This is a genomic window from bacterium (assembly GCA_016702305.1).
Classification (GTDB): Bacteria; Electryoneota; RPQS01; order RPQS01; family RPQS01; genus JABWCQ01.
The window spans coordinates 82,600-108,296 of sequence record JADJEH010000009.1; the positions used below are offsets into that span (position 1 = coordinate 82,600).

The 25,697-nt window shown below is 59.4% G+C and carries 20 protein-coding genes; 7 read left to right on the top strand and 13 right to left on the bottom strand.

Annotated features, from left to right (window positions below; all coding sequences use genetic code 11):
- Positions 1–74: 74 nt before the first annotated feature.
- Both IPH10_09165 and IPH10_09170 read right to left on the bottom strand, forming a co-directional pair.
- Entirely contained in the window at positions 75–1,325 is a 1,251-nt protein-coding gene (locus tag IPH10_09165; GenBank protein MBK6911079.1) for a hypothetical protein, read from the bottom strand.
- A gap of 59 nt (positions 1,326–1,384) precedes the next feature.
- Positions 1,385–2,827 (bottom strand): hypothetical protein, encoded by a 1,443-nt coding sequence (locus tag IPH10_09170; GenBank protein ID MBK6911080.1) that lies wholly within the window; start codon positions 2,825–2,827, stop codon positions 1,385–1,387.
- 417 nt (positions 2,828–3,244) lie between these two features.
- Between IPH10_09170 and IPH10_09175 the strand changes: the two genes are divergently transcribed.
- The gene (locus IPH10_09175) at positions 3,245–5,779 is read left to right on the top strand and encodes a S8 family serine peptidase (protein ID MBK6911081.1); all 2,535 of its coding nucleotides are present in this window, start codon (positions 3,245–3,247) and stop codon (positions 5,777–5,779) included.
- A gap of 102 nt (positions 5,780–5,881) precedes the next feature.
- On the opposite strand, the gene moeB is transcribed toward IPH10_09175, so the two are convergent.
- From moeB to IPH10_09195, 4 genes are read right to left on the bottom strand one after another with little or no spacing between them, the layout of a single operon-like run.
- Positions 5,882–7,381 carry a molybdopterin-synthase adenylyltransferase MoeB gene (gene moeB, locus IPH10_09180; protein MBK6911082.1) on the bottom strand — a complete coding sequence of 500 codons (1,500 nt, stop codon included), beginning with the start codon at positions 7,379–7,381 and terminating at the stop codon, positions 5,882–5,884.
- Positions 7,381–7,827 carry a M67 family metallopeptidase gene (locus tag IPH10_09185; protein ID MBK6911083.1) on the bottom strand — a complete coding sequence of 149 codons (447 nt, stop codon included), beginning with the start codon at positions 7,825–7,827 and terminating at the stop codon, positions 7,381–7,383. Before IPH10_09185 ends, moeB begins: the two co-directional genes overlap by 1 nt.
- Positions 7,827–8,792 (bottom strand): cysteine synthase family protein, encoded by a 966-nt coding sequence (locus IPH10_09190; GenBank protein MBK6911084.1) that lies wholly within the window; start codon positions 8,790–8,792, stop codon positions 7,827–7,829. The genes IPH10_09185 and IPH10_09190 overlap by 1 nt, the downstream gene beginning before the upstream one ends.
- A gap of 57 nt (positions 8,793–8,849) precedes the next feature.
- Positions 8,850–9,515, bottom strand: coding sequence for a peroxiredoxin (locus IPH10_09195; GenBank protein ID MBK6911085.1), 666 nt, complete (start codon positions 9,513–9,515; stop codon positions 8,850–8,852).
- Between the two features lie 608 nt (positions 9,516–10,123).
- Here IPH10_09195 and IPH10_09200 point away from each other — a divergent pair.
- The 6 genes from IPH10_09200 to phoU all read left to right on the top strand — a co-directional run bounded on the left by IPH10_09200 (position 10,124) and on the right by phoU (position 15,318).
- Positions 10,124–11,014 (top strand): putative porin, encoded by an 891-nt coding sequence (locus tag IPH10_09200; GenBank protein ID MBK6911086.1) that lies wholly within the window; start codon positions 10,124–10,126, stop codon positions 11,012–11,014.
- Positions 11,015–11,117: 103 nt separating this feature from the next.
- Complete coding sequence (locus IPH10_09205; GenBank protein MBK6911087.1) at positions 11,118–11,984, top strand: phosphate ABC transporter substrate-binding protein; 867 nt, start codon at positions 11,118–11,120, stop codon at positions 11,982–11,984.
- 54 nt (positions 11,985–12,038) lie between these two features.
- The gene (pstC, locus tag IPH10_09210) at positions 12,039–12,869 is read left to right on the top strand and encodes a phosphate ABC transporter permease subunit PstC (protein MBK6911088.1); all 831 of its coding nucleotides are present in this window, start codon (positions 12,039–12,041) and stop codon (positions 12,867–12,869) included.
- Positions 12,870–12,951: 82 nt separating this feature from the next.
- Positions 12,952–13,806, top strand: coding sequence for a phosphate ABC transporter permease PstA (pstA, locus tag IPH10_09215; protein MBK6911089.1), 855 nt, complete (start codon positions 12,952–12,954; stop codon positions 13,804–13,806).
- The gene (locus IPH10_09220; protein ID MBK6911090.1) at positions 13,806–14,573 is read left to right on the top strand and encodes a phosphate ABC transporter ATP-binding protein; all 768 of its coding nucleotides are present in this window, start codon (positions 13,806–13,808) and stop codon (positions 14,571–14,573) included. Before pstA ends, IPH10_09220 begins: the two co-directional genes overlap by 1 nt.
- An 82-nt stretch (positions 14,574–14,655) precedes the next feature.
- The gene (gene phoU, locus IPH10_09225; GenBank protein MBK6911091.1) at positions 14,656–15,318 is read left to right on the top strand and encodes a phosphate signaling complex protein PhoU; all 663 of its coding nucleotides are present in this window, start codon (positions 14,656–14,658) and stop codon (positions 15,316–15,318) included.
- 122 nt (positions 15,319–15,440) lie between these two features.
- On the opposite strand, the gene IPH10_09230 is transcribed toward phoU, so the two are convergent.
- The 7 genes from IPH10_09230 to IPH10_09260 form a co-directional block, all read right to left on the bottom strand.
- A complete protein-coding gene (locus tag IPH10_09230) occupies positions 15,441–16,649 on the bottom strand; it encodes a proprotein convertase P-domain-containing protein (GenBank protein ID MBK6911092.1) in 1,209 nt (402 codons plus the stop codon).
- Positions 16,573–19,461, bottom strand: coding sequence for a hypothetical protein (locus IPH10_09235; protein MBK6911093.1), 2,889 nt, complete (start codon positions 19,459–19,461; stop codon positions 16,573–16,575). Before IPH10_09235 ends, IPH10_09230 begins: the two co-directional genes overlap by 77 nt.
- Before the next feature lie 268 nt (positions 19,462–19,729).
- Positions 19,730–22,126 carry a hypothetical protein gene (locus tag IPH10_09240; GenBank protein MBK6911094.1) on the bottom strand — a complete coding sequence of 799 codons (2,397 nt, stop codon included), beginning with the start codon at positions 22,124–22,126 and terminating at the stop codon, positions 19,730–19,732.
- The gene (locus IPH10_09245; protein ID MBK6911095.1) at positions 22,098–23,441 is read right to left on the bottom strand and encodes a hypothetical protein; all 1,344 of its coding nucleotides are present in this window, start codon (positions 23,439–23,441) and stop codon (positions 22,098–22,100) included. Before IPH10_09245 ends, IPH10_09240 begins: the two co-directional genes overlap by 29 nt.
- Positions 23,442–23,854: 413 nt before the next feature.
- A complete protein-coding gene (locus tag IPH10_09250) occupies positions 23,855–24,277 on the bottom strand; it encodes a response regulator transcription factor (protein MBK6911096.1) in 423 nt (140 codons plus the stop codon).
- 4 nt (positions 24,278–24,281) lie between these two features.
- Positions 24,282–25,229: an HDOD domain-containing protein gene (locus tag IPH10_09255; GenBank protein MBK6911097.1), complete on the bottom strand. Its 948-nt coding sequence runs from the start codon at positions 25,227–25,229 to the stop codon at positions 24,282–24,284.
- Positions 25,229–25,696: a hypothetical protein gene (locus IPH10_09260; protein ID MBK6911098.1), complete on the bottom strand. Its 468-nt coding sequence runs from the start codon at positions 25,694–25,696 to the stop codon at positions 25,229–25,231. The genes IPH10_09255 and IPH10_09260 overlap by 1 nt, the downstream gene beginning before the upstream one ends.
- Position 25,697 lies beyond the last annotated feature (1 nt).

Here is a 25,697-nt window from a genome sequence, read left to right on the forward strand (position 1 = left end):
GCGGTCTTTGTTTGGACGGGAGAGAAAAGGGGACGGTGCAGCCGTCCCCTCGAAGTTAGGTGGAATAGGCAAGTTTAGAATGTGGCCACGACTTGCAGGAGGAGCTCGCCCGACGGCAACTCGTTGGTGACGCGGTATTCACTGCGCAGTTCGATCCCCTCGACGGCGCGCAGACCGAGCCCGGCAGATAGGCCGCGCAGCGGATCCTCGGACCCGTACTGGACGTAATCGGCGCGGGCAAGACCGAAGGCCGCGCCAAAGGTCTGAACCAATTGAGCGTAACCACCGCGCACATCGAGATGGATGCCATGAACGTCTTCATGCAGAACCAGAGCTTCAGACAGTAATGTCCACGACCCGGCGGTCAGGACGGCATGCGCACCGGCGATTTGCATGGCGGGAGATTCGTCGGACAGCCAACCCGCAGCACCCGAGACGCCTATGCGGATAGGCTGGGCAAGTTGGTAGTTCAGCCGGGTTCCGGCCGAGACGTGCAGATCGTCAGTGGGTTCATCAATGGCGCTATGGGATTGTAGGGCAAAACCGCGCACGAGCCACAGGTCGGCGCCGAGAGCGGCGGTCTGCCACTGGGATGCGATCCCGAGATCGTTCCACTGGTTGTGCGTGTAAGCGACTACCACGGGAATCGAAACGGATTGGCGCACGTTGGACGGATAGTAGGCGACGTCTTCACCAAACGGCGCATCAAACTGCCCGGCGGAGAGCGTCCACGTTTTCAGGAGTTCGGGATTGGCGGGATCATCGGTTTTGGCCGCATAGTTGATCTGCGCGACGCCAACTTGAAAACCCTCGTCGTAGATGACGCCCAGTGTGGCATCGGCGCGGTTGTTCAGCTGTTTGGCGAAATCCACTTCGACCTGATTGAGATACGTGTTGGAGCCATTATCCGCCGGTGCACTACTTTGGTAGACGGCGTCCATGAAGCCTGAGATTTTCACGTCGCCCGGGTTGTCGAGCATGCCGGCCGCGATCGGCTCGGGTGATTCGCGGTGTGTGGCAAAGATGGCGCCATTGCGGTCGGCAAGTGCGTCGTCTGGTGGCTGCTGCGCCGCGAGCTCGCTTTGTAACTGTGCGAGCTTGTGTTCCAAGGCCGCGAGATAGGTCTGCAGCTCCGCCCGTTTATAGAGGGCTTCAGCCGATCCGTCGCCTCGCCAGTCGGCAACTTGCTGTTCGAGAAGCTGCGTTTCCGTAGTCAGTGCAAAGATGCGCGAGCGGAGCTCGCTAAAGGAGACCGAAGTATCGGCGGCATAGGCCGCGACGGCGCACAGGACACAGGCCCACGCGAATGGTCGAACGGTAATCATGGTGTCAAATCCCCAAACTCATACGGCGTATCTTGTATTGATAGAAGAATATATGCGCGCTAAGTGCGATCGGTTCCGCCAACGAATTGATTAAGTTGCGCCGTCGTATCGAGCAGGCATTGCGCTTGCGCGTTCATCTCTTCAGCGGATGCCGCGCCTTCTTCGGAATTGGCGGCATTCTGCTGGCCAAGCAGGTCAATGCTGGTGATGGAATCGGTGACCTGATCGAGGCCGCGTGATTGGTCATCGGCTTTGCCAGCGATGTCGGCGACAAGTTCGGCCGCGGAGCTGGCGGCAGTCTTGACTTGTGTCAAGACACTGGTGAGTTGTGTTGTTGACTTGACGCCGCTGTCCACGCGCGTGAGCGTCTGTTCGATCAGGCTGCTCGTTGACTTGGCGGCTTCGGCACTGCGGAGCGCGAGGCTGCGCACCTCTTCGGCGACGACGGCAAAGCCCTTACCGGATTCTCCGGCGCGTGCAGCTTCAACGGCTGCGTTCAGCGCGAGCAGATTAGTTTGGAAGGCGATTTCGTCAATGGTGCGAATGATTCTGGACGTCTGGTCGGCGGCCTGCTTTAGTTCATCCATGGCCTTGCTCATGGACTCGGCGGTGTTGGCACTTTGGGCGACAAAGGTCTGGGTCTCGTCCATGCGCTGGGCGGCCTCCGCAGAGCTTTTGGCGTTGGCGCGCGTCATACCGGCAAGTTCGGACAGAACGGAGCGAATCTCTTCAACGGACGCTGCCTGCCGACTGGCGCCCTCGGCCAACGACTGGCTGGCGGCGGACACTTGGGATGACGCGGCGAAGACCTGCTCACCGGACGAATCGAGCACTTGCACGATTTCGCGCAGTGAGCGGACGCTGGCGCGAATGGTCCATATGCAGAAGGCGAAAGCGGCGGCCAGCGCCACCATAGACACCACGATAATCGTCAGCATCATGGAATTGACGCGACTGTAGATAGCCTTGAGATTGGTCTCAACCTTAGCAGCATACTTCTGGTTGACCTGATCAATGAGTGCGGAGATTGCCACGGATTGGTCGTCGAAGTTGCCCATGAAGGCGTTGCCGGCGGTAGTCCCTTGGTCTGCATAGAGGCGGGCCATTTGGTTCCCGACGTCGAAGAATTTTTCGAACTGTGCGCGGGTCTTCTCGCACAGAGCGACTCCGTCACGGTCGCCCTGCGCCACGAGGATTTCGCTAAGTTTGCGGACATCCTGGCGGAAGTTGTCGGCGTTTTCGGCGGCGAGTTGAATACCGTCATTGAGTCCGTCTTGGCCGCGCGTCGCGCCGTAGTCACTAAGGAATTGCTGCACTTCGGTCTTGCGGAGCTGCATGTCTTTTGCCAGGCGACCTGATTCGAGGAACTGTCCAGTGACCTGCGGGTCTGCAACTTCGCGCACGCCTTCGCCGAGTGTAAAGACCGTAGTTGCGATGATGGCGAGCCCAAGCATGGGGACACCACCGATTAGGAGCATTCGCTTAACGAGTGTGAGCTGCATGGGTCAGTTACAGTTTCATTGCTTGTTTGCGGTTGGTTGATCAAATCGCTAGCAAAAACACTACCATCGCATATTTGTGAACAATTTCACACACGGCCGAGGAGAGTCCCGCAAAAAGAGGCGGGCGAACTTGCAATATGCTCGCTACACGCGTCGGAAGATGTCTACAATGGATCGAAGCCAAGCCAGGGTTGCCGGCGATGTCGCCCAGATGAGGTAATACAATCCTGTTGTTCACTGGCTCAAACGAACCGGAGGTCAAAAGTCTCTGATAATTATCAACTTTCGATGGGGCCTACGTAGAGCTTTCAGCCGATTCGTTTGGTGAACTAACCGGTACAGGGTTGCCCACAGGAGATTTCGTTCGTACATTATGAATTGCATCTAATTGAATGACCGACAGGATAGGAGCAATACATGCGACGCATTGGGATCATGGGTCTGGTTGGTTTAGTGATGAGCTTACTAGTGCAGGCGGCACCCACGGTGACGCCGGGACAGGCATTGGTGCGTTTTGCGGAGCCCGTCTCGGTGGAGCAGGCGCAGCGCGAGTGGAACAGTAACGACTTTCGCGTGGCCCGTGTGCTCGTGAAGAAGTTGAATATTTTTCTGGTAACGTTTGACGCCAAGCGCGATGTTGAGCAGGCGGTCCAGCAGCTTTCCGGTCATCCGAAGCTGTTGTGGGCGCAGGCGGATCATATTGCATCGCCGCGGTTGGTGCCGAATGATCCGTCATACAGCAGCCAGTGGGAGTGGAATCAGGCAACCGACCGTGATATTGACGCGCCGGAAGCGTGGGATATCGCAACGGGCGGACAGGATCGCGGCGGCGCTGATCTGGTGGTCGCGATTGTAGACGGCGGCTGCAACCTCGCGCACCCCGATTTGGTGGCGAATCTGTGGCAGAACTTGGCCGAGGTGAACGGCACAACGGGTGCTGATGACGATGGCAACGGCTATGTGGATGATAAGAACGGCTGGGACGCATATGAGAACAACGGTTCAATCCCGGTAGATGATCACGGCACGCACGTGTCGGGCACCGTCGGGGCGCGTACGAATAACAGCACGCAGGTGGCCGGAGTGAATTGGAGCGTAAAGCTGATGGAAGTCGCGGCGTCGAGCAGTCAGACGTCCGTCATTTCGATCGGCTATGGCTACGTACTCGATCAGAAGACCTTGTGGCTGTCGAGCGGCGGGACGCAGGGCGCGAATGTGGTTTCGACGAACTCGAGCTTTGGAGTGGACTTGGCGAATTGCGCATCGGGCACATATCCTGTTTGGAATGATCTTTACAACGCGATGGGCGAAGTGGGAATTCTGTCGGCGTGCGCAACGGCCAACGCGAACTACAATGTGGACACACAAGGCGACGTGCCGACGAGCTGCTCGAGCCCGTACATGATTTCGGTGACGAATACGACGAGTTCGGATTTGAAGAACGCGGGCGCGGCTTACGGCGCGACGACGATTGATTTAGGTTCGCCGGGCACAAGCATATTGAGCACGGTGTCAAGTGGCGGCACCGGGACAATGACGGGTACATCCATGGCGACGCCGCACGTGGCGGGCGCGGTGGCGCTGATGCACGCTGCGGCGAGCATCGGGTTTTACAATTACTACACACTTTATCCGGACTCCGGCGCGCTGGCGCTGAAGCAGCTGCTGCTTGACGGCACCGATCCAATCGCAGCGCTGCAGGGGATAACCGTGTCGGGCGGACGCCTGAATCTGCATAACGCGTGCTTGGCGATCAGCGAGTTCGTGGGACCGAATCCGGATGAACCGTTTTTGCTGGTGGACGGTGCAGCCATGAGTGACGCGGTGACCGGCAATAACAACGGCACGTGGGAGCGCGGCGAGACGGTCACGGTCGTTGTGTCGCTTGAGAATTTGGGCGAAGCGGCGCTGAACGTGAATGGTGTGCTCAGTTCGGCGGATGGATTCGCGACGGTCGGCGATGCGGCGGGCGGTTTCGGCGACATCGCCAACGGGGCGATCGGCAGCAACGCCGGTGATGTGTTTCTGGTGACGCTTGCGCCGAACGCGCCGTTGGAAGACGCGATTTTGTTCGACCTCGACGTGACGGCCGACAGCGGCTATGCGCGGACGCTGGGCATCGTGTTGGCGAGTGCGCCGAAGGAACTCTATTACACGAACGACGTCGAAGGCGGCGCGGCGGATTGGACCCACGCGCTGGTCGGCGGCGCGGTGGATCAGTGGCATGTGTCTGTGGAGCAGGCGCATTCACCGGCCTCGGCTTGGAAATGCGGCAGCACGACGACGGGGAACTACGCGAATGCGCAGGACGCCGCATTGATTTCGCCGAGTGTGGTACTGCGGCCTGAGACCGAGATGCGCGTCTGGCACAGCCTCACGTCGGAGCAATCGGGGACGTATGCCGATTCGTGTTATGACGGCGGCAACGTGTGGATCTCGGTGAACGGCGGTGCGTGGGCGATCCTTACGCCGGTGAGCGGCTATCCGAAGCACTTCCGGTATCTGTCGGGCGGCGGCAATCCGTCGAGTGGTCCGCAGCCGGGCAACGCGTGTTTCGGCGGAACGATACCGTGGACGGAAGTGGTGTTTGATCTGAGCGCATACGCCGATTCATCGGTGCAGGTTCGCTTCCGCTTCTCGAGCGACGCCTCGGTGAATCAAGAGGGCTGGTATGTTGACGACATTCGTTTTTATGGTGCGCCGGCCGTCGCGGTGACGCCTGATCCGATTGACGGGCTGGTGATTCAATCGGAAGGCTTCGATGCTCTGTTGGCTTGGCCGCCGTCGGCGGCTGAGGGCGTGGAGTATCACGTTTACATGAGTCTGGACGCGGAGATTGAGCCGGTGGATGCCTTCCTTGTCGCGCAGACGACAGACACGTTTTTCGTGCATTCCGGAGTGTTGGACACAACAACGTTTGTGACGTATCAGGTCGTCGTGACGATACCATAAACCGGCAACCACTCGAATGGCGGCGCAACGCCATGAATAGCAAGCGCCCCGATGTGACCAAACATCGGGGCGCTTTTTTTCGCAGAGGGAGTGATAAGAAGCTTAATATTTCGGGAGCGAGTTGTCTATGTGATCGGCCCAGGCGAGGATGCCGCCTTCGAGGTTGTAGATTTTTTCGAAGCCTGCGGCGCGGAGCTGGTGCCACGCGCGGGCGCTGCGCACACCGCTGCGGCAGGAGATCACGAGGTCACGCTCTTTGTAAGGCGCGAGCTCGTCAAGGCGGAAGTCGAGTTCCGCGAGCGGAATGTGCAGGTCTTCATTCAAGCGGGCGATGGCAAGCTCTTCGGCATTGCGCACGTCGAGGACGATGGGCCGCGAGCCGTTGCCGTTCTGACGGCGCGCGAAGAGTTCGTGGACGGTCATCTCGCGGACTTGCGTGAGCGCTTGTTCTTCGGTGCCGAGGCCACAGAATTGCACGTAGTCCACGGGTTCGGTGATCGTGGGATGCGCACCGCACAAGGGGCAGTCGGGGTCTTTGTGCAGATCGAATCGCTTAAAGGACAAATCGAGCGCGTCGAAGCGTAAGAGCGTGCCGACCAACGGCGTGCCGATACCGAGCAAGATCTTCAGAGCTTCGTTGGCTTGAATCGAGCCGACAATTCCGGGCAGGACGCCGAGCACGCCGCCTTCGGCGCAGGAGGGTACCAGACCGGGCGGCGGGGGTTCGGGATAGAGGCAGCGATAGCACGGGCCGCCGGGATCGCAGAAGACGGAGATTTGTCCCTCAAAGCGATAGATGCTCCCGTAAACATTGCGCTTTTTGAGCAAGAAGCTGACATCGTTGACGAGATAGCGTGTGGGAAAGTTGTCAGTGCCGTCTATTAAGAGGTCGTAGCCTGCCGCGATGCCCAGGGCGTTTTCGGCGGTGAAGAATGTTTCATACGTTTCGACGTGCACGTGCGGGTTGAGGTTTTTGATGAACTCGCGCGCGCTGCTGAGTTTGGACAGACCGACGGAGCGTCGGCCGTGGATGATCTGACGCTGGAGGTTGGTTTCATCCACAACATCGGCATCCACGATTCCCATGCGGCCGACTCCCGCCGCGGCGAGATAGGCCAGCAGTGGTGAACCTAAGCCACCCGCACCGACAACGAGCACGGACGCTTGTTTGAGTTTGAGTTGACCGGCGACGCCGACTTCGGGGAGCAAGAGGTGACGCGAGTATTGGCGGTACTCCTGCGTGGTGAGCGTGGCGCGACTGATGCCGTTGCCGGTTTCCGTTTTCCCGCCCTTTGTCCCCCCGGAGGATTGTGGTGGAAGATCGGAACCGCCGGCGATGGAGGGCACGATGGTGAGTTGCGCTCCGTCGTGCAGGGCCGTGTGATATTTGTCAGGGAGGTGACGCACATCTTGCTGACCAACATAGACGTTGACAAAGCTGCGCAGCTTGCCGTCGCCGTCGTAGAGGTGTTTTTGCAGCGCGGGATGGGCGGCAGTGAGGTTATGCAATGCTTCGGCGACCGTAGCGGCCTCGAGCGTGACGGTGGCCTGATCGCCGGTGAAGCGGCGCAAGACAGTGGGGACGGAAATGGAAACGCTCATCAGACGGCAACCCGGTTATGGATGATGACTTTTTCTTCGTGATAGCCCGTGCGGTCGTCGTTCAGTTGATAGCTGCGCACTTCGGCGGGCTCAGAGCGGCGGACAGATTGGATGATGTAGGAGTAATACGGCAGCGCGTGCTCGCGATCGAAGTCGGACGGGATCGCGGGATGATCAGGATGCGTGTGATAGAATCCGATCAGATTGAGGTCGAGACTCCGGGCGCGCGCTTCGGCGGCGATGAAATCATCGGGCGTGATCAGGAAGCGGCGCTCCTTGTTGTCTTCACGGCTGTTGACGATGGGATGCACTTCGTGGATCGTGCGTTCGCTGCCAACTTCGAGCCCGAACAGAAAGCCGCAGCACTCTTCGGGGTAGCTGGAACGGGCGTGCGCGGCGATAGCGTCGTATTGCCGTTGATGCAGATGAAGAATCGGACGGGACATCAGGCGTGGCCCTCCCACAGCGGCGTGGACAGATATTTCTCGGCGCCATCGGGGAAGATCGTCACGACGAGGCCCTGCTCGAGTGTGCGCGCGAGTTTCAACGCGGCAGCGCAGGACGCGCCGGCGGAGGTGCCGACGAGCAAGCCTTCTTCCGAGGCGAGGCGACGGCAATAGGTGTAGGCGTCTTCGGTCGCGATTTCAAGTTCGAGATCGGCAATGTTGCCGTCGTAGATTTCAGGCACGTGCACCGACGGCAGATGTTTCAAACCCTCGAGCCCGTGAAAGGGTGAATCCGGTTGGAAGCTGGCGATGTTGATGCGCGGATCGCGAGCCTTGAGGTAGCGGCTGACACCCGTGAATGTACCGGTGGTGCCGAGACCTGAGACAAAGTGTGTAATCGCGCCGTCCGTTTGCCGCCAGATTTCCGGACCGGTGCCGGTCAGGTGCGCATGCACGTTGGCGGGGTTGGCGTATTGATTCAGGTAGCAGTATTGCTCGGGGTATTTTGCGGCGAGTTCGCGGGCCACTACTTGCGCTCCATCGGTGGAGAGCAACGGGTCGGTGTAGATCAGTTCAGCGCCGTAGGCGTGGAGAATCTGCTTGCGTTCGCGGCTGGCATTTTCGGGCAGACAGAGCGTGACGCCAATGCCCAAGGCCGCGCCGAGCATGGCGAGCGCAATGCCGGTGTTGCCGCTGGTGGCTTCCAGGATGCGGGTGTGCTCGTGAATGCGCTGGTCCCGCAGTGCTGCGGACAGCATGGCCCAGGCCGCGCGATCCTTGATGGAACCGCCGGGATTTTTCCATTCAGCCTTGGCAAATACGCGCACGCCGGGAGCGAGATCGTCAGCAACGGCTGTGAGTTCAATTAAGGGCGTGTTGCCGATCATATGCACGAGCGGCGGTACGGACTGGCGGCGCGGTGCGCGCTGCGTATCGAGATAGAGGCGTTGGGCGGGCAGAGACATGGAGACGGTAACTTGTAGTTAGAATTTGTAGATTAGGGTTGAGCGAGCTACCGTACTCTATTGCGGCGTGCGCTTGCTGAAATACCAGTCGGTGTAGTGCTCGGCTTCGGTTTTGCGATGATCGGCGGCCTGCTGCGTTTGCGGCGCCGGAATAATGCAAGCCTCGCCGGGCTGCCAATTTTCGGGCGTGGCCAGCCCGTGTTTGTCAGTGGTTTGCAGCGCTTCGAGGATGCGCAGCACTTCGTCAATCGAACGGCCATTGGAGAGCGGGTAGTAGATCATGGTGCGGACGATGCCTTTGTCATCAATGATGAACACGGCCCGCACTGCGGAGGTGTCGGATGCTTCGGGATGGAGCATGCCGTAGGCGCGGGCCACGTCGCCCTTGAGATCGGCGATCAGCGGGAACGGCACCTTGACATCGAAGTTGTGCTCGATGCTGCGCACCCAGGCGATGTGCGAATAAATGGAGTCAATCGAGAGGCCGATGATCTGCGTGTTGCGCTGCACGAACTCGTCGTGTTTGCGCGCAAAGGCCAGAAACTCGGTGGTGCAGACGGGCGTGAAATCGGCCGGATGGCTGAACAGGACGACCCACTTGCCTTTGTAGTCGGCGAGTTTGATTTCACCGTGGGTGGACTTCGCGGTGAATTCGGGCGCGGGTGTGTTAATGCGGGGCAGCGCCACAGGCGCGATGCCGTTGGGGGTTCCGTTGGTGTTCATTTTGTCTGGGGCTATTCATGTGAAGGAAGTTGACGGCCACAAAAAAACCCCCTCGCCAGCGGCAAGGGGGTTTTGATCAGTCGTGTAGAGATTCCGCTATTTAGTCGCGGACGCGCACACCTGAACCACCCTCGCCATGGGAGCGGGTCTGACAACAACACAGACAGGTGGTCATTTTTTGGGTACGCATACTTACAAGATACGCTCGTTGAGGGGGGCAAGTCAAGGGTTGGGGTGAATATTTTTTATGAGAGGGTCTGCACTTCTCACACATTTCTAACAGAAACTTAACTAATTATATGAGTGAGGATTGTGTGTGAATTTGGTTAGCTCACACGCATGTAACAATAAAATAAGAAATTACGACCACCAAGAAGGTGAGGTCTTCGATGCGACAGTGTTTTAGGAATTGGTTTTCGGCATGGCCGGCGGGTCCGGTCCGCTTTTTCGTCCATGTGCTCCTCGGATTGACTTTGTTCGCACCGCTTGTAGCGCGGAGTGAGTCAGAATTGCCGATTTGGATTGTTAATACTAAACTTAGTGGCGATTTTCGGTATCGGCACGAAGGAATTGACCGGGAGTTGACGGACGCTCTTTACAGAAATCGGGTGCGCTATCGTATTGGGATCCAAAATCAGGTCAATGAACACGTCTTGGTTGGGATGAGGCTGGCGACAGGTCGGATGGACCCGCGCTCGACGAATCAGGACCTCGAGGACGGTCTGACTCCGAAGTTCATCTACCTGGATCGGGCTTATGGCGAGTTGACGGACGGCGGACATTGGTGGACGACCATGGGGCGGTTCGCCAATCCGATGACGGCAACGGACCTGCAGTGGGATGCAGATGTGGCGTTTGAGGGTGGTGTCGTACGATATAGTCGCGGCGAGGCGATCAAGACTACGGTGACGGCCGGCGGGATTTGGCTGGAGCCCTATCGCAATCAGCACGGCGCCGGCATCTGGGTTGGCCAGGCCACCTTGGCCGGGCAAGCGGGCGATGCCAAATGGACGGCCTCGGCGGGCGTCTACAGCTATGTGCTGGGGGCCATGGTTGACCCGGTGGCCAACGGCAACACGCTCTTAAACAATCGCTACCTGCGTGATTACGAAGTGTTCGATGTTGTGTTTTCGGCGACGCTGCCGGGGATGATGAAGTCGAAATGGACGGTGACTCTCAATCCGCTTTTGAATACGGCGACATCGGAGAAGAACACCGGCTGGTTGGCGTCGGTGAATTGGAAGGGCAAGGTCCTGGAACGGTCGGCCTCGTGGAGCTATGACTATCGTACTTTGGAGGCCGACGCGGTCATCGGTTCGTTTGTGGATAGTGATGTAGCGGGCGGGCGGACGGATCAGCGCAGTCATCGTCTTTCAGCAGAGATGGGTGTGATCGAAGGTTTTTCGTTGGGCGGCGCGGCGATTTTCAGCACGCTGAGTTCGCAGGGCGACGGGGATTGGTACCAGCGGTGGATGCTTGACGGACAGATCAAGTTCTAATTAATTCAAAGAACGAGGTGAGATTGGCTCTTGATGAGGATTTCCTCACGGAAACCTAACAAACAATCGCTACTCTCACATTCCACGTATCATAGGAGAATCCATGCGTTTCGCAATTCGTTACGGCCTGTTGTTGGCCGGACTCAGTTTGATGTTGGTGGCGGTAGGCTGCGGGAAGAAGACCGACGTGCCCGCTGAGAAGACCTCGATTGATATCAAGGGCTCGGACACGATGGTGAACCTGATGTCGGCCTTGGCTGAAGAATTCATGAAGGCGAATCCCGGCAAGCAGGTGGCCGTCACGGGCGGCGGCAGCGGCACGGGGATCGCCGCGATGCTGAACGGAACAACGGACATTTGCGCGTCGTCGCGCGCGTTGACCGACAAAGAGCGTGATCTGGCGAAGCAGAAGCAAATGGCGCCGGTTGAGGTGGTCATCGGCATGGACGGTTTGGCGGTGTTCGTGAATCCGGCCAACAAGGTGGACACGCTTTCGCTCGAACAGGTTAAGAACATTTTCCAAGGCCAGGTGAAGGACTGGAAAGACGTGGGCGGCGCGCCGGGACCGATCGTGGCGCACTCGCGTGAGAGCAATTCGGGGACGTATGTCTATTTCAAGGAGCATGTGCTGAACAAAGGCGACTTTGCGACGGACGTGCGCCTGATGACTTCGACGGCGGCGCTGGTGCAGGAACTCTCCACGAACTTGGGCGGCATCGGCTACGGCGGCGAAGCGTATGGCAAAGACGGCAAGGTGAAATCGCTGTACATTCGCAAGGATGCGGCGTCGCCGGCCTACCCGCCGCAGGAAGACCTCGTGCGCGGCGGCCAGTATCCGATTTCGCGTCCGCTGTTTCTGTACACCACGGGCTCGACGGCCGGTTTGACACAGCAGTTCATTGACTTCTGCAATTCGCCGAAGGGTCAGACGATCGTGCGCGAAGTCGGTTATGTTCCGCTGAAGGGCTAATTGGTGAAATTGCCCCGGCAATACTGGAAGGCGCGGATCATCCGCTACGTCTTTATGACCAGCGCGGCGATGAGTATTGTCATCGTCGCGCTGGTGTTCCTATTTCTGGGGCGAGAGAGTTGGCCGTTCATCCAGACGCACGGGATCGGGCAGATATTCAACGAGATCTGGCGGCCCGTGTCGTTTGAAGATGAGCAGTTCGGGATGTTGTCGCTGATCACGGGTTCGCTGCTGGTGACGCTGTTGGCTACAGTGATTGCGGTGCCGTTTGGGGTGATCAGCGCGATCTACATTGCGGAAATGGCATCACCGGTTGAGCGTGAGATCTGGAAACCGGTGATCGAGATGCTGGCGGGCATTCCCTCGGTGGTGTTGGGGTTCTTCGGGTTAGTGGTCGTCGCGCCCATGGTCAAACAGGTGTTTCATCTCTCGTCGGGTTTGAACGCGTTGACGGGCGCGCTGTTGTTGGCGCTCATGGCGATTCCGACGATCATCACGATTTCGGAAGACGCGATTCGGAATGTGCCGCGTTCATACAAAGAAGCGTCGTTTTCCCTCGGCGCGTCGAAGTTGCAGACGATTTGGAAGGTGACCGTTCCGGCGGCGCTGTCGGGAATTGTCGCGGCGGTTATGCTGGGGCTGGGTCGCGTGGTGGGAGAGACGATGGCGGTGATGATGGTGACGGGCAATGCCGCGATCGTCACGTTTGATCCCACGGAATCGGTGCGCACGATGACGGCGACGGTGGCGGCGGAGATGGGTGAAGTGCCGTTTGGCAGCGATCATTATCACGCGCTGTTTGTCATTGGTGTTGTGCTGCTGATTATGACCTTCTCCCTGAATATGGTGGCGCAGCGGGTGCTAAAAAAGTATCGGATCGGCTGATGTCCAAGCATTTGTTCAGAGATGAGGCGCGGGTGATTGACTCCCGTTTATGCTCCCGGAAGACCGCGAGTTTGCGATGAGTATGAAGCCGCGCAATATGTCGGAACGAATCGTATACTACTCCATGTTTGGAGTGACGTATGCAATACTTCTGGTGGTTGTGTATATCATTGCGGATGTGGTGGTGGGCGGCTGGCCGGTGCTGTCATGGGAATTTCTGACGGACACGCCGCGCAAGAGCGGCGCGGAGGGCGGCATCTGGCCGGTGATCGTGGGGACGCTTTATCTTGTGTTGGGTACGGTGGCGCTGGCGATGCCGTTGGGGATGGCGGGCGCGATATATTTAAGTGAGTATGCGACTCAGGGGCGGCTTACGCGCATGATCCGAGTTGCGATTGTGACACTGGCGGGCATCCCGTCGGTCGTTCTGGGGTTGTTTGGCTTAGGATTGTTTGTAATATTCTTGGGCTTTGGCGCTTCAATTCTGGCGGGCAGCATGACGTTAGCGTGCATGATTCTGCCGACGATTATTGTGGCCAGTGAAGAAGCTCTGCGGGCGGTGCCGCAGTCGTTTCGCGAAGGCAGTCTGGCGCTGGGGGCCACGAAGTGGGAGACGATCCGGCGCAACGTGCTGCCGTATGCGGTGCCGGGGATGATGACGGGTTCGATCTTAGGCGTGGGCCGCGCGGCGGGCGAGACGGCGCCGATTCTGTTGACGGCGGCGGCGTTCTTCCTTCCCTCGCTGCCGCAGTCGGTGTTTGATCAGTGCATGGCGTTGCCCTATCACCTGTATATTCTGGCGACGCAGTTGCCGGACGTAGAGAAGGCTCGGCCGATGCAGTACGGAACGGCGCTGGTGTTGATTGCAGTGGTTTTGAGTTTCAACTTGACGGCCATTATCATTCGTTCGTATTTTCGCCGGAAGTATCGCTGGTAATGACGCACAACAATCCATTTCATATCGAAGCGCGCAAGCTCGATTTTTATTACGGCGCCACGCAGGCGCTCTTCGACGTTACGATTCAGTTGAAGCGCAGCAAGGTGACGGCGTTCATCGGGCCGTCGGGCTGCGGGAAGTCCACGTTTTTGCGCACGCTCAACCGGATGAACGACATCATAGACGGGACGCGGTTGACGGGGCAGGTTCTGGTGGACGGCGTGGACATCTACACGGGCACGTCGAACGTGATGGATTTGCGGCGCAAGGTGGGGATGGTGTTCCAGAAGTCGAACCCGTTTCCGAAGGCGATCTTTGAGAACGTCGCGTACGGACCGCGGATCCACGGAGAGACCAACAAGCGCAAGCTCGAGGAGATCGTGGAACAGAGTTTGCGGCGTTCGGGCTTATGGGAAGAGGTTAAGGATCGTCTGCAACAGAGCGCAATGGGGTTGTCGGGCGGCCAGCAGCAGCGGTTATGTATCGCGCGGGCGTTGGCGGTGGATCCGGACGTGCTGCTGATGGACGAACCGGCCTCGGCGCTGGATCCGCGCTCGACCGCGCGCATTGAAGACTTGATCGGCGAGCTGCGCGGGGAGTATACGATTGTGATTGTGACTCACAACATGCAGCAGGCGGCGCGCGTTTCGGACGATACAGCGTTCTTTTATGAAGGGCAATTGATTGAAGTGGGCCCGACGAAACAGATTTTTACGAATCCGACTGAAAAGCAGACGGAAGACTATATTACGGGGCGGTTCGGTTAGCGTCGGCGGGCGGCGTCGGAAGAATTCGGAATCGGATGCGCCGGCTCGAAGCGACGCGGGAACATGAAAACGAGGATCTACTATGCCGGCACATTTGCGGCGCGACTTGGATCGGTTGAAGCGCAAGATACTGTCATTTGGGGCGGCGGTCGAGGAGAACGCGCAGTTGGCGATGGCGTCGCTGCGGAATATTGACTCGACTCTGGCGCAGCGGGTGATAGACCGCGACGAGGACATCAACCGCGAAGAGGTTGAGATTGAGGACGAGTGTCTGAAGATCCTTGCGCTGCATCAGCCGGTGGCGGTGGACCTGCGCTACGTGATCACTGTCTTGAAGATCAACAGCGATTTGGAGCGCATTGCAGATTTTTCGGTGAACGTGGCCAAGCGCGCGCGGACGCTGGCGCAGCAGCCGCCGGTGCCGCTGCCCAAGGAGTTGAACAGCATCGCCGAGAAGTCCATTTCGATGGTGAAGGCGGCGTTGGACAGTTTGGTGGAGCAGGATGTTTCGCGGGCGCGCGCGGTGTGTATCGCCGACGATTCGGTGGATGAGCTGCAGCGGTTGTTGTATGACGTAATCCTCGCGGAGATCAAGAAGTCACCGGAGTTCGCGGCGCAATGGCTGCAGCTATTCTCGACCGTGCGCTACTTTGAGCGGATCGGCGATTTGGCGACGAACATCGCCGAAGACGTGATCTATCTTGTTGAGGGCGAAGTGGTGCGGCACAAGGACCTGGGGACCTGAGCCAAAGTCATGAAACGAAAAGCCGAGGCGCTGGCCTCGGCTTTTTTTGTGAGTCGCGGAAAAGCCAGCGGCGGCCCCTGATGGGGGCCGCCGCTGCTTGTTTCAACGACTACGGAATCGTGTTACGGCTGCGCGGGGCAGTCGGCCACGACGACGTAGAATTTCGGCGCACCAACCGGCGGCAGACCCACGAAGCCGGCCGGGGCATTCCAGATGTTCGGACCAGCGAGGAGGCCCGGCAGGGTCGCTTCGATGGTGAAGTCGGCATCAGCGCCGCTGTCGGGGTTGCCGTCATTGCCCGGATTGGTCGTCGAGTACACGATGTAATCTTCGTCCTGCGGGGCGGTGAAGTGCAACTGGACATGGTCAGGCTGGCTGCCCACGGTCGTGATGTAGACGCGGAGGTCCACGATCGGGTCACACGGGGCGGGCGGTGCTTCAAGTTCGAGGCAGACGCCGACGATGTAACCCTGGTCGAGGCTAGCGTTGTCGCTGACGGTCAGGATCCAGTTGCCCACCGGGTTTTCGCCGTCGAACGCCGACAGCAGCTGCTCGGGAATGTAGGAACCGGTGAACGGAGCGGTACCGGCGCCAATGGCCGTGGCAGCTTCGTCATCAAAGACCGTACAGAGGTAGTTTTCGAGGCTCGAACCGCGACGATTCGAGAGGGTGTCAATGGTACCCAAGGGCGACGTCAACGTGATGATGAGGTCACCGTCAAAGGTATGCAGCAGGTCGAGGCGGACGTTCAGATCGGTGACCGGGTTGGTCGCCGTCACATTGATGGTCACGGAGACGCTGGCGTTATCCACGATCGGATAGGTCGTCGCATCCGCTGCGATGGTCGAGTAGACGTTTTCCTGACCGACGCAATTGCAGGTGCAATAGGTGCTCGGGCAAGCCTCGGCGCAAGTGCCGCCGTCCGTCCATGTACCACCGAGAGTCGTGCACTCGGTCTGGAAGACCTGGTCCACGCACTGAACGTCACAGAAGCTGCCGCCGGTGTAGCAGCAACGGCCGAGCGTCGGGCACGGGGTGGTGCAATCGAGGGCGTCATTCCACGAGCCGCCGAGGAGCGTGCATTCGGCCTGGAGGTTTTCGACACAGGCCACCACACCGCCATCCAAGTAGCAGCAACGGCCCAGCGGCGTGCATTCGATCGCGCCAGTGCAGGGGATGCCGTCATCCGAGATGGTCAACGCGTAGTTACCGGAGTTCCCCGTGGTACCGAACGAAGTCACAAGAACAAGGTAGCTATTGCCAGCGGCGGAGCACCACGTGACCGTGGAGGCGGTGCCGCAGAATACAACCGTCGTCGTCGCCGCCAACACAAACTAAGCCGTCGCAGCTGCCGCAGAAGACGAACAACTCCGAGTCGTAGTTTGTAATGGGATCACACATCGAGGCGGTCATGGTGTTGCCGGTTCCGACCACGGTGTACCAGACACCATTCGACGTCGTTGAGTATCCCGAGCCACAAGTGGGAATACCGGTTTCAGGCGTGCTGCCCGCGAGCGTACCGGCCACGGACTGGCCAACTGTCACGAGCACGGCATTGGCGCAGAGGTCGGCGCCTTGCAGAATCACCGGGCAGGCGCTCGTGGCACAATCCAGAGCGTCATTCCACGAACCGGCGAGGGCATTACACTCGAGCACGGTGTTGTCCGTACAGAGGGTCGTGCCGTTGTCGTCGTAGCAGCAGCGGCCGATTTCGCACGGGGTGGTGGCGCAATCAAGTGCGTCAACCCACGTACCGCCGAGGAAGGTACATTCGAGCTGAATGACATCGGCACAGGCGGCGACGCCATTGTCAAGGTAGCAGCAGCGGCCCACGGCGCACGGGGTCGTGGCGCAATCCGCGGCGTCCGTCCACGTACCGGCAAGGGCGTTGCACTCCAAGAGGGTGTTATCTTCGCACGCGCCAGCGCCACCGAGGAGGTAGCAGCAGCGGCCGATTTCGCACGGGGTCGTGGCGCAGGAGAGCGCGTCATTCCACGTGCCGCCCAAAGCCGCACATTCAGCCGAGAGGTTGTCCACGCACTGCGGATCGCCATTGACATCGAGGTAGCAGCAGCGACCCGTCGGATTGCAGTCAATCGGGTTCGCGCACGTCGTACCGTTGTCGGAGATGAACAGGCTGTAGCTGCCCGCGTTACCAGTCGTGCTGAACGAGGTGGCTAGGACATAGTAGGTCGTACCGGAGACCGAGCACCACGAGAAGATCGAGGCGGCTTCGGGAGCCGGGGAAGTGCAGCCGTCGTCATCGCCGCCGATGCAGGTCAGACCGGCGCAGCTGCCGCAGAAGACAAAGACTTCAGAGTCGTAGTTGGTACCCGCATCACACATATTGGCCGTCATCGTGTTGCCCGTACCAACGACCGTATACCAGCGGCCGTTCGAGGTCGAGTTGTAGCCCGAGCCGCAAGCCGGGAGGCCGGTTTCCGGCGTGGAGCCCACGAGGCTGCCATTGACCTGCTGACCGACGTTCAGCGCAACGGCGTCAGCGCAGAGGTCGCCGCCGTTGAGGATAATCGGGCACGGATTCGCGGCACAGGTCTTGGTGGTGTCAAACAGACCGGCGACGGTCGTACAGTAGGCCGCCGTCGTGTCCAAACAGCTATTGCCGTTATTGTAACAGCAACGGCCCTCATAGACGATGACGTTGACGCGGAGCGTGTCGTTGCTCCGATCGGTGTCAGTCAGGAGGTCGGAATAGAAGGTCAGGCTGTAGGAACCGGGGACGGACGGGGCCGTTTCGGTACCGGTGAAGTCATGATCTTCGGTAGCGAACTGAGCAAGCGACGCGGTGTTTTCGGACACCACAGGGCCGCCGTTGAAGGTGTACTTGACCGGCGAGGACTGCGTGGCCGTACCGGCGTTGCGGAAGCGGGCGACAACGTTAAATGCAGCGCCTGCTTCAACACGGTAGGGGCTGACCGGAGCAACCACTGCCGACGTCGAGAAGTCGTTGACCGCAAACGGTGACGTGTAGAACCACACGGCGCGGTTCTGAATCGTGTCCTGCGCGGCGTTGCCGAGGGTGTTACAGCTATAGATCAGGAAGTTGTTGTTGGGAGCGGTGCTGCCCTGCTGAATAGCGATCGTAGCGGACGGCAGGTTGGCGGCGGTACGGGCGAGATCCAGGTACTGGAACTTGATCTTGCCATCGGAGTACAGAATCGCCTGATAGGAGTAGGCATAGCCGGCGGCGCCGCTAAAGCGGCCAACGGAGTCCCACTGAATGATGACGCGGTCGCCTTCGTCCTTGTACCACACTGAGCCGGAGTCGGAGGCATACACGCCGCCAAGTCCACCGGTCTGCGTGTGCTGATCATCCCAGAACGGGAAGATTGCGCCGGTGCTGAACGCCACGTCGGTATTGGGCAGCGTGCAGGAATTGGAGAAGTTCAAACTCGCCGTCGGAGCCATACCAATGGCACCGTTGGCGGACGGATAGACGGTCGTGCGGTTGACGCCATAGAAGGGGAAGTTGAAGGACAGCGTCAGGGTGTCGTCGGTGTCGTCAGCGTTACGGATGTCCACCAGTTCGACCGCGCCGGGCGCGCCGACGATGTCAATCCAGGCGAAGGTAGCGGTATCGCCGCCGGTGTTGTCAACGTAGCGGTAGCCAAAACCGTCGGGGCCGCCAGCGGCGTCAATGGCGCCACCTTCTTCGTAGCGGCCTTCGTCAAGCATGCCGCTGTCGTAGAGGTCTTGCTTCTCGGCGGGGGTCAGGTCAGCGCCACTTTCGTAGCGATCCCAGAGCATGCGATAGTAGTTGACCATCGCGTCGTTTTCGTTGCCGGTGCGCTGGGCCGCGTAGTAGGCGTTGTCCTTGACCGGGTCAGGAATGACGACGGCTTCGGCAGCGGCCACGGGGGCGGCAGGCGCCACGGTTTCGACGGGAGCCGAGACTCCGGCCTGCTCATTCAGCTGCGCCAGAGCCTCAACATAGGCGGCGCGCTTTTGGAGCAGTTCGTCGGTTGCTCCGTACTTCGCGATGCGCTGTTCGACATCCTGGAGGGCGAGCTGGACGTTCTCCAGGCTTTGCACAGATTTACGTCCTTGCTCGGTCGCGATCGCCAGGTAGGCGGCGCCGAGCAGGATACATGTCATCACAGTCAGCGATAACCACTTCTTCATGCGTTTTACCTCAGATTTTGGGGTGGATTCCCCGGGAGTATTCGCTCCGCAGTGTTAGCCGCGGAGGTATTGTGAAAGAAAAAGACCGATGGATTAGACCGTTCAAGAATATACAGCATCAATGGAACGGAGTAAAGTCAGAAAATGGGGCAGGAAAATTTTCGTTTCCGTCAAAATACGTCAAAATACGCGGCGGCCCGTGCATAACTGCACGGGCCGCCGAGATTTAGGTCATAGTGACTGGTTTAGGGTCACCGTGTCGAAGAGGTTACTCGGTAATGTCGAGCGTGTAGTTACCGCACGCGCTGCCGTAGCCGTCCACGATGATATAGTACGTGTTACCACCAGTGACCGCGACTCCTGTCAATTCGGAGACGAAGCCCGGGCAGAAGTCATCGTTGCAAGCGTACGGCAAGCCCGGGGTCACGGCGTTCTCGTAGATGTAGAGCTTGGTATCGTAGTCGCTACCCGCGCACATCGACAAGTTGATCACCGAGTTGGCACCAGGGGTGTAGGCAAAGACGACGTCCGGCGACAACGAGCCGCTGTAGGGGCAGGTTTCGTCATAGTCGTTCACATTCGAACAGGTGTTGCCAGTGGCCGAGTAAGGCAGGGCGCCAATGACGAACGGATCGTTAACAGTCTCACCACCGGTGAGCGGGCACGGGTCAGCGCAGGTCAGGAATTGATCCCACGTACCGGCGAGGTTAGCACACTCGGCAGCCGTAACGTCGGCGCAGAGGTCTTCGTAGCAGCAACGACCGGTCGGCTCCACAAACGGCTCACAGACGGCCGTCACGACGTAGAAGGTCGGGCCGCCAACCGGGGGCAGACCAGCGAAGCCAGCGGGAGCCTGCCACGAGGTCGGGCCAGCCGGGACGCCAAGGATGGTGGCAACGAGGGTGAAGTCGGCGTCGGCGCCGTCATCGGGGTTACCGTCGTTCATCGGGTTCGTCGTCGCCCAGACCTTGTAGTCGTCGGTCTGCGGGGCAGTCCAGAACAGCTGAACGTTCGTGGGCTGCGACGCGGCGGTTTCAATGAAGATCGTGAGGTCCACGACCGGATCACACGGGGCAATCACGCACGGGCCGAAGTCGTAGATGGTCAGGTCGTAGATACCGTTCCAGCTCGCGCCGAAGTGACCGGCACGGATGTAGTAGGTGCCCGGGCCAAACGAGTCGGCGATCATCGAACCATAGTTCGCGACCGGACGCAGGACCGGCGGCAGCCACGGCAGGAGGTCGAGGTCGCCGTTGCAGCCCCAGTCGTCGTTACACGCATCCGCAACACCACAGCATTCGCCATCCGGGTAGACCGCAAGAGCCGGGTCGCAGGCAAACGCGCTCGGGCCGTCACCGACGATTGCCAACAGGCGGCACTCGGTCAGGGTGAAGGTGTAGAACTGGTCAATGCTGGTCGAACCGCTAAACGTGCAGAGGTCGCCACAGACCGGTCCAGCACAGGTGAAGGTCGCACCTTCAGCGCCGGACGCTGTCGTCACGCTGCCGTTGTTCACGGTGACGATGACTTCGGCGTTTTCGCAATCGTCATTGTCCACGGGGACCGGGCAAGGACCGGCGGCACAGTTGGTCGAGCCGTCCCAATCGCCACCGAGGGCCAAGCACTCGTCGGAGGTGTTGTCCGCGCAGGACAGACCGCCGTCATAGCAGCAACGACCGATCGGGCAGCTGGTCGCCGGGGCACAATCGACCCACAGGCGGTAGTTGGACGGGGAGTCGAACGTCGTGCAGAGGTTACCCACCAGGCCGAACCAGGCGAAGTAGGTACCGGCAGGCAGACAGAAGGCCGTCGCCGTGGCAACGGTTCCGCAACCCGCGTCAAAGGCGAGGGCCGTGAAGCTACCGTTCGGGCACGGCGCGGCAATGATACCAACGAGGTAACCGGAGACATCAGCGATCGCGCTCACGCTCACATCTTGAGCCTGCGTGATCGTGAATTCGTACCAGTCGGTGTCGCGGTACTGCGGTCCGCCGCCGTTGTCGCAGTAGTAGTAGGAGATACCGGCAACAGTGTCGCCGCAAGCCATCTGCGTGAAGGACGGGACAGTGTTGTTACAACCACCGTTCGGGTCAACGAACGTGAAACCGCACGAGTCGGCTTCGAGGGGTTCGATGATGTCCGTGACGCCCGGGGTGACCGAGCAGGTGCGGGTGCACTCGACGGTCTGGCAGAGGGTACCAACGCCATTGAACACACCGCCGAGGGCGGCACAGTCAAAGTCAAACAGTTCGTCGCAGCAGAGGCCGTCGTTGTAGCAGCAGGCACCGAAGGCGCACGGCTGATCCACGCAGTTTTCACCTTCGGTCCAGAGACCGCCGAGGTTGCCGCATTCGATTTCGAAGTTGGTGGCGCAAGCCGGGGTGCCGAGGTCATAGTAGCAGCAACGGCCCGTCGGAACTTCGCAGGGGGTGCAATCCACCCACGCGCGGTAGCCGTTGTTGAGACCACCATAAGGCAGGCCGGTGAAGGCGTTCAGACCGACGACGAAGAAATAGTCACCGGCGGGCAAGCAAGCCGAGGTGAACGTGAAGACTTCGCCGCAACCGGCAGCGGAAGCGCTGCCGTAGAACGGCTGGGTCACACAGTCACCACCGATGAAGTAAACGACGGCATTGTCAAACGCCGCACGGACGCTGACCGACATGATGCTCGGGACGGTCGTGGTAAAGCGATACCAATCGAGGTCGCGATACTGGAAGACCTTGCGTGCACTTGATGTAGGTGAAGGCTTCGGCGCACGCGGTGTCGCCGCAGGCGAGGTCGGTGAACGTGAAGACTCCGCTCTCATTGTTGCAACCACCGTTGGGGTCACTGGCGGGCAGTATACACGTATCCGCTTCGAAGATTTCCAGGATATCGTTCGGGCCGCAAGTCACGTTGCAGTTCGGGCACGGGTTATCGATGCAGTTGGCAAAGGCATTCCAGATACCGCCGAGGGTGACGCAGTCGGTTTCGGTCACGTCGTCGCACGTGAGGAACTCGCTGCCATAGCAGCAGCGGCCGATGGCACCGGCGCAGACGGGGGTCGTCGAACAGCCCTGCGCCGCATCAACTTCAACCTTGAGGGTGTAGGGGCCCGTGCCACTGCTAAAAGCGTCCACCAGAATGTAGTAGATAACTCCGGCGGAAACGGTCAATGTTCCGAAGGACTCGGAGCATGACTGCAGGCCGCACCAGTCATCATTGTTGAAAATTAACGAGCCGCCGGCATCCGGGCAACCACCGGAATAGACAAGCAACCGGGTGTCATATCCGGAGTTACCGCAGAGCGAGATAATGATGTTCTCCGTAACGGCAGGCGTGTAGGAATACACGACTTCCGGGCCAGGACCATCCGGGTAATCGTTGAGCGCACCAACGGTCGTGCCCTGATCGCAATAGGGAAGCGAGGCAATCGCCGGGGCGTCCACGCAGGTTTCGCCACCCTGGTCGAGCGAACGACGCGGGGCGCTGGGAGCCATTTGCGCAGTGATTTCGTTGAAACGAGTCTTTTCCGCGGTATAGTCGCGGCCATTCGCCTGAAGGTCGGCGATTTCGGCCAGCAACGCATCGCGTTCTTGGGTCAAAGACGGGTTCAACACGGCACCTTCGGCCTTGTTGCTAAGCATGGCGCGGACTTCGTCGCGGCTCAACTGGGCCGTTTGGTTGTCGCGCGACGCGACCGTCGCTTTTTCGGAGGCAACGACCTCGCTACCCGCGGACGGGGCGTTCTCGATCACCTTGACGGCACCGGGCTGTCCGGCCATGGCCTTCAAGTTGGATTGGATCGCCTCTTTCTGCTTCAGCAGGTTCGAGTCCGATCCGTTCATCTGCAACGCCTTGTCCAGGTTATGCAGTGTGGCGTTTGCCGACGCGGCCTTGGACGGCATCGTGCGGCTGGTCTTTGTGGCGGCCGCGAACGCGATCACGCTACAACAGATTAGGCCAGTAACGACATACATCAGCCATTTCTTGGTCATGTTTTCTCCTCTGCGCTTGGTTTGGGTCTGGGTGGGGGACCCGTTAGTCAGACATCTGCACGTAAACTCACATTTATGTCGGTGTATTCCACCGAACTCGTAGCAAGTGGAATATATTGTCGGTGCATCAAGGAGTCAATGAGTTTTGGTTGAAATCCACACAAGTTGATTTTCCGTGATTCATCCAACTAACTCATAGTAAACAAATTCTTAGTGGGTCTGACCCTGCACGACCTGCGCAGCGTGCAGACTCAAATTAAGTAAAAACAACAAAAGCCCATCCGTGCGCACGCTAGTATACAGGAGACCCCCGTCCAGAATGCCTCTCGCGGTGTGCAACCCGGGCGGTTGTGGGTCGGCAACAGAACGGCCCGGAAAACCGGGCCGTACGCGCGATAATGTCACACCGAATGTTAGTGCGCCGGGCAAGCCGACCTGAGGGCCCGGAAGTACTCTTTGCTGAAAATGCCGAAGTCGTTTCCGCTGGGCGAGAAGTCCTTATAGAGAATTTCACTCGCTCCCAGGGAGCGGAGTTCGTCCCGCAATGAAGGCTGGTCCCAGATCGGCAATCCGGTGACGACGACGACTCCGGGATGGCTGTTGCGTTCGACGAGCTTCATCAGAACGGAGCGGCCGCTCATGCGCGGCATTTCGAGATCCAATGAGATGACATCGGTTTCCACGGACTCGAGCGCGTCCAGACACTCGTCGCCATCTCCGACGGCGGCGGCGACTTCAAAGCCGGCTTCCCGCTCGACGAGTTTTTGCAGGATACGCCGGACGACCGGATTGTCGTCGGCGATCAGCACACGGACCGGATTCCCCCGTAGACTCATACGATTATTCGGTTGTGGCCAAGCGAATGAACTCGCGGGCGCGGTCGATGTTTTCTTCGATTTCGGCGACAAAGGACGGAATATCGAGGGTCAGGATATTCGGATTGTCTTTGGCAAGCACTTCCCACGCGGGGTCTTGTGCAAGGTGCGCATTGACCATGTCACGAATATCGCGATCCAGAATCCCACGCGCGAGACTGGAAGCCAGATGCACAATGGCGGTCAGGGTGCTGTGCTCAGGCGCGAGATGCGGCTGGTGGTGATAACGGATGCTCTCGACGATTGAGGAGGGCAGCGACCATTTTTCACAGAGCCAGGCCCCGACTTCGGCATGATCGGTACCGAGGATTCTCTGTTCGGCAACGATGGACGGGATTTTTTCCTGGACGGACATGTTAAAGGCATTGGCCAGTTCCGTGCTGTAGTATTGGTGCAGCACGATCTTGCCGATGTTGTGCAGGAGTCCGGCTGTAAATTCGATGCCGTGCAGCCGCAGTTGCAGGCGACTGGCAAGGACGCGGGCAATTTCACCGGTTCCGGCGCTGTGCTCCCAGAAGATTTCGCGCTGGAATCCCCCAGCGGACACCTGTTTCGGGAAGGCGCCAAGCACGGAGATGGACGTTACGAGGCTCGATACTTCGCGCATGCCAAGCACGACAAGCGCCATATTGAGCGACTCGACGCGGCGAGGCATGCCATAGAAAGCGCTGTTGGCGACGCGCAGGATTTTACCGGTCATCGAGGGATCGTTGCGGATTATGCGCACGATTTCGGACATTCCGGCGAGCGGGTCATTGGCTAGACGCGAGACTTCGAGTGCGATGGTCGGCAAGGTAGGCAGGTCATGGGCATCGCGGAGCCGCGCGAAGACGGCCTTGCTGCGCGTGCTGTCGCCGATGATCAGGGTGTCATCGGTGGGCACGGAAACAAAGCTATGGGACGAGTGCTGCATTAGTTCTCCATTGAGCGGGCGGACATACGGGACATCAGGTCATGGACATTCAACCAGAAGACGTCGCCATGCCGGGTAATGGTGCGACCGCGGGCCGGCAGCGGGCAGGCCTCGAGGTTATGTGCGATCCATCCGCGCGCTTGCACGGGCAGGACTTCGTCAGCGAAATCAAAAGCGAGAGCGACCGACTGGCCGTGGTTTTCAACGAGCGCCAGTGCGGGCAGAATAGGCGACTGGTGTGCTGGCGCGCGTAAGTCAATGACCGGTACGCGGCCCTGCGGCAGTTGCACAAGTCCGCTGCACCGTAAGTCGGTAGACGGAATAAGGGGCAGCCCGGTGTAGAGTCCGAGGATTTCGTCTACGGCCAAAGCGAAGCGCCAGCTTCCGACGCGGAAACAGACGTGTTTGGACGGGGGCGACGCCGCAGCGGCGGCTCGGCGGATTTGCCGGGGAGGTGCGCTAAGCATA

What these genes read in the sequence shown, in the direction of transcription:
- IPH10_09255 (MBK6911097.1), bottom strand. Translation starts at nt 25,229, where the DNA reads ATGCAGCACTCGTCCCATAGCTTTGTTTCCGTGCCCACCGATGACACC.
- IPH10_09175 (MBK6911081.1), top strand. Translation starts at nt 3,245, where the DNA reads ATGCGACGCATTGGGATCATGGGTCTGGTTGGTTTAGTGATGAGCTTA.
- IPH10_09205 (MBK6911087.1), top strand. Translation starts at nt 11,118, where the DNA reads ATGCGTTTCGCAATTCGTTACGGCCTGTTGTTGGCCGGACTCAGTTTG.
- IPH10_09245 (MBK6911095.1), bottom strand. Translation starts at nt 23,441, where the DNA reads ATGACCAAGAAATGGCTGATGTATGTCGTTACTGGCCTAATCTGTTGT.
- IPH10_09260 (MBK6911098.1), bottom strand. Translation starts at nt 25,696, where the DNA reads ATGCTTAGCGCACCTCCCCGGCAAATCCGCCGAGCCGCCGCTGCGGCG.
- IPH10_09220 (MBK6911090.1), top strand. Translation starts at nt 13,806, where the DNA reads ATGACGCACAACAATCCATTTCATATCGAAGCGCGCAAGCTCGATTTT.
- IPH10_09195 (MBK6911085.1), bottom strand. Translation starts at nt 9,515, where the DNA reads ATGAACACCAACGGAACCCCCAACGGCATCGCGCCTGTGGCGCTGCCC.
- IPH10_09250 (MBK6911096.1), bottom strand. Translation starts at nt 24,277, where the DNA reads ATGAGTCTACGGGGGAATCCGGTCCGTGTGCTGATCGCCGACGACAAT.
- pstA (MBK6911089.1), top strand. Translation starts at nt 12,952, where the DNA reads ATGAAGCCGCGCAATATGTCGGAACGAATCGTATACTACTCCATGTTT.
- moeB (MBK6911082.1), bottom strand. Translation starts at nt 7,381, where the DNA reads ATGAGCGTTTCCATTTCCGTCCCCACTGTCTTGCGCCGCTTCACCGGC.
- IPH10_09170 (MBK6911080.1), bottom strand. Translation starts at nt 2,827, where the DNA reads ATGCAGCTCACACTCGTTAAGCGAATGCTCCTAATCGGTGGTGTCCCC.
- IPH10_09190 (MBK6911084.1), bottom strand. Translation starts at nt 8,792, where the DNA reads ATGTCTCTGCCCGCCCAACGCCTCTATCTCGATACGCAGCGCGCACCG.
- IPH10_09165 (MBK6911079.1), bottom strand. Translation starts at nt 1,325, where the DNA reads ATGATTACCGTTCGACCATTCGCGTGGGCCTGTGTCCTGTGCGCCGTC.
- IPH10_09240 (MBK6911094.1), bottom strand. Translation starts at nt 22,126, where the DNA reads ATGTCGGTCAGCGTCCGTGCGGCGTTTGACAATGCCGTCGTTTACTTC.
- IPH10_09235 (MBK6911093.1), bottom strand. Translation starts at nt 19,461, where the DNA reads ATGAAGAAGTGGTTATCGCTGACTGTGATGACATGTATCCTGCTCGGC.
- phoU (MBK6911091.1), top strand. Translation starts at nt 14,656, where the DNA reads ATGCCGGCACATTTGCGGCGCGACTTGGATCGGTTGAAGCGCAAGATA.
- IPH10_09185 (MBK6911083.1), bottom strand. Translation starts at nt 7,827, where the DNA reads ATGTCCCGTCCGATTCTTCATCTGCATCAACGGCAATACGACGCTATC.
- pstC (MBK6911088.1), top strand. Translation starts at nt 12,039, where the DNA reads ATGACCAGCGCGGCGATGAGTATTGTCATCGTCGCGCTGGTGTTCCTA.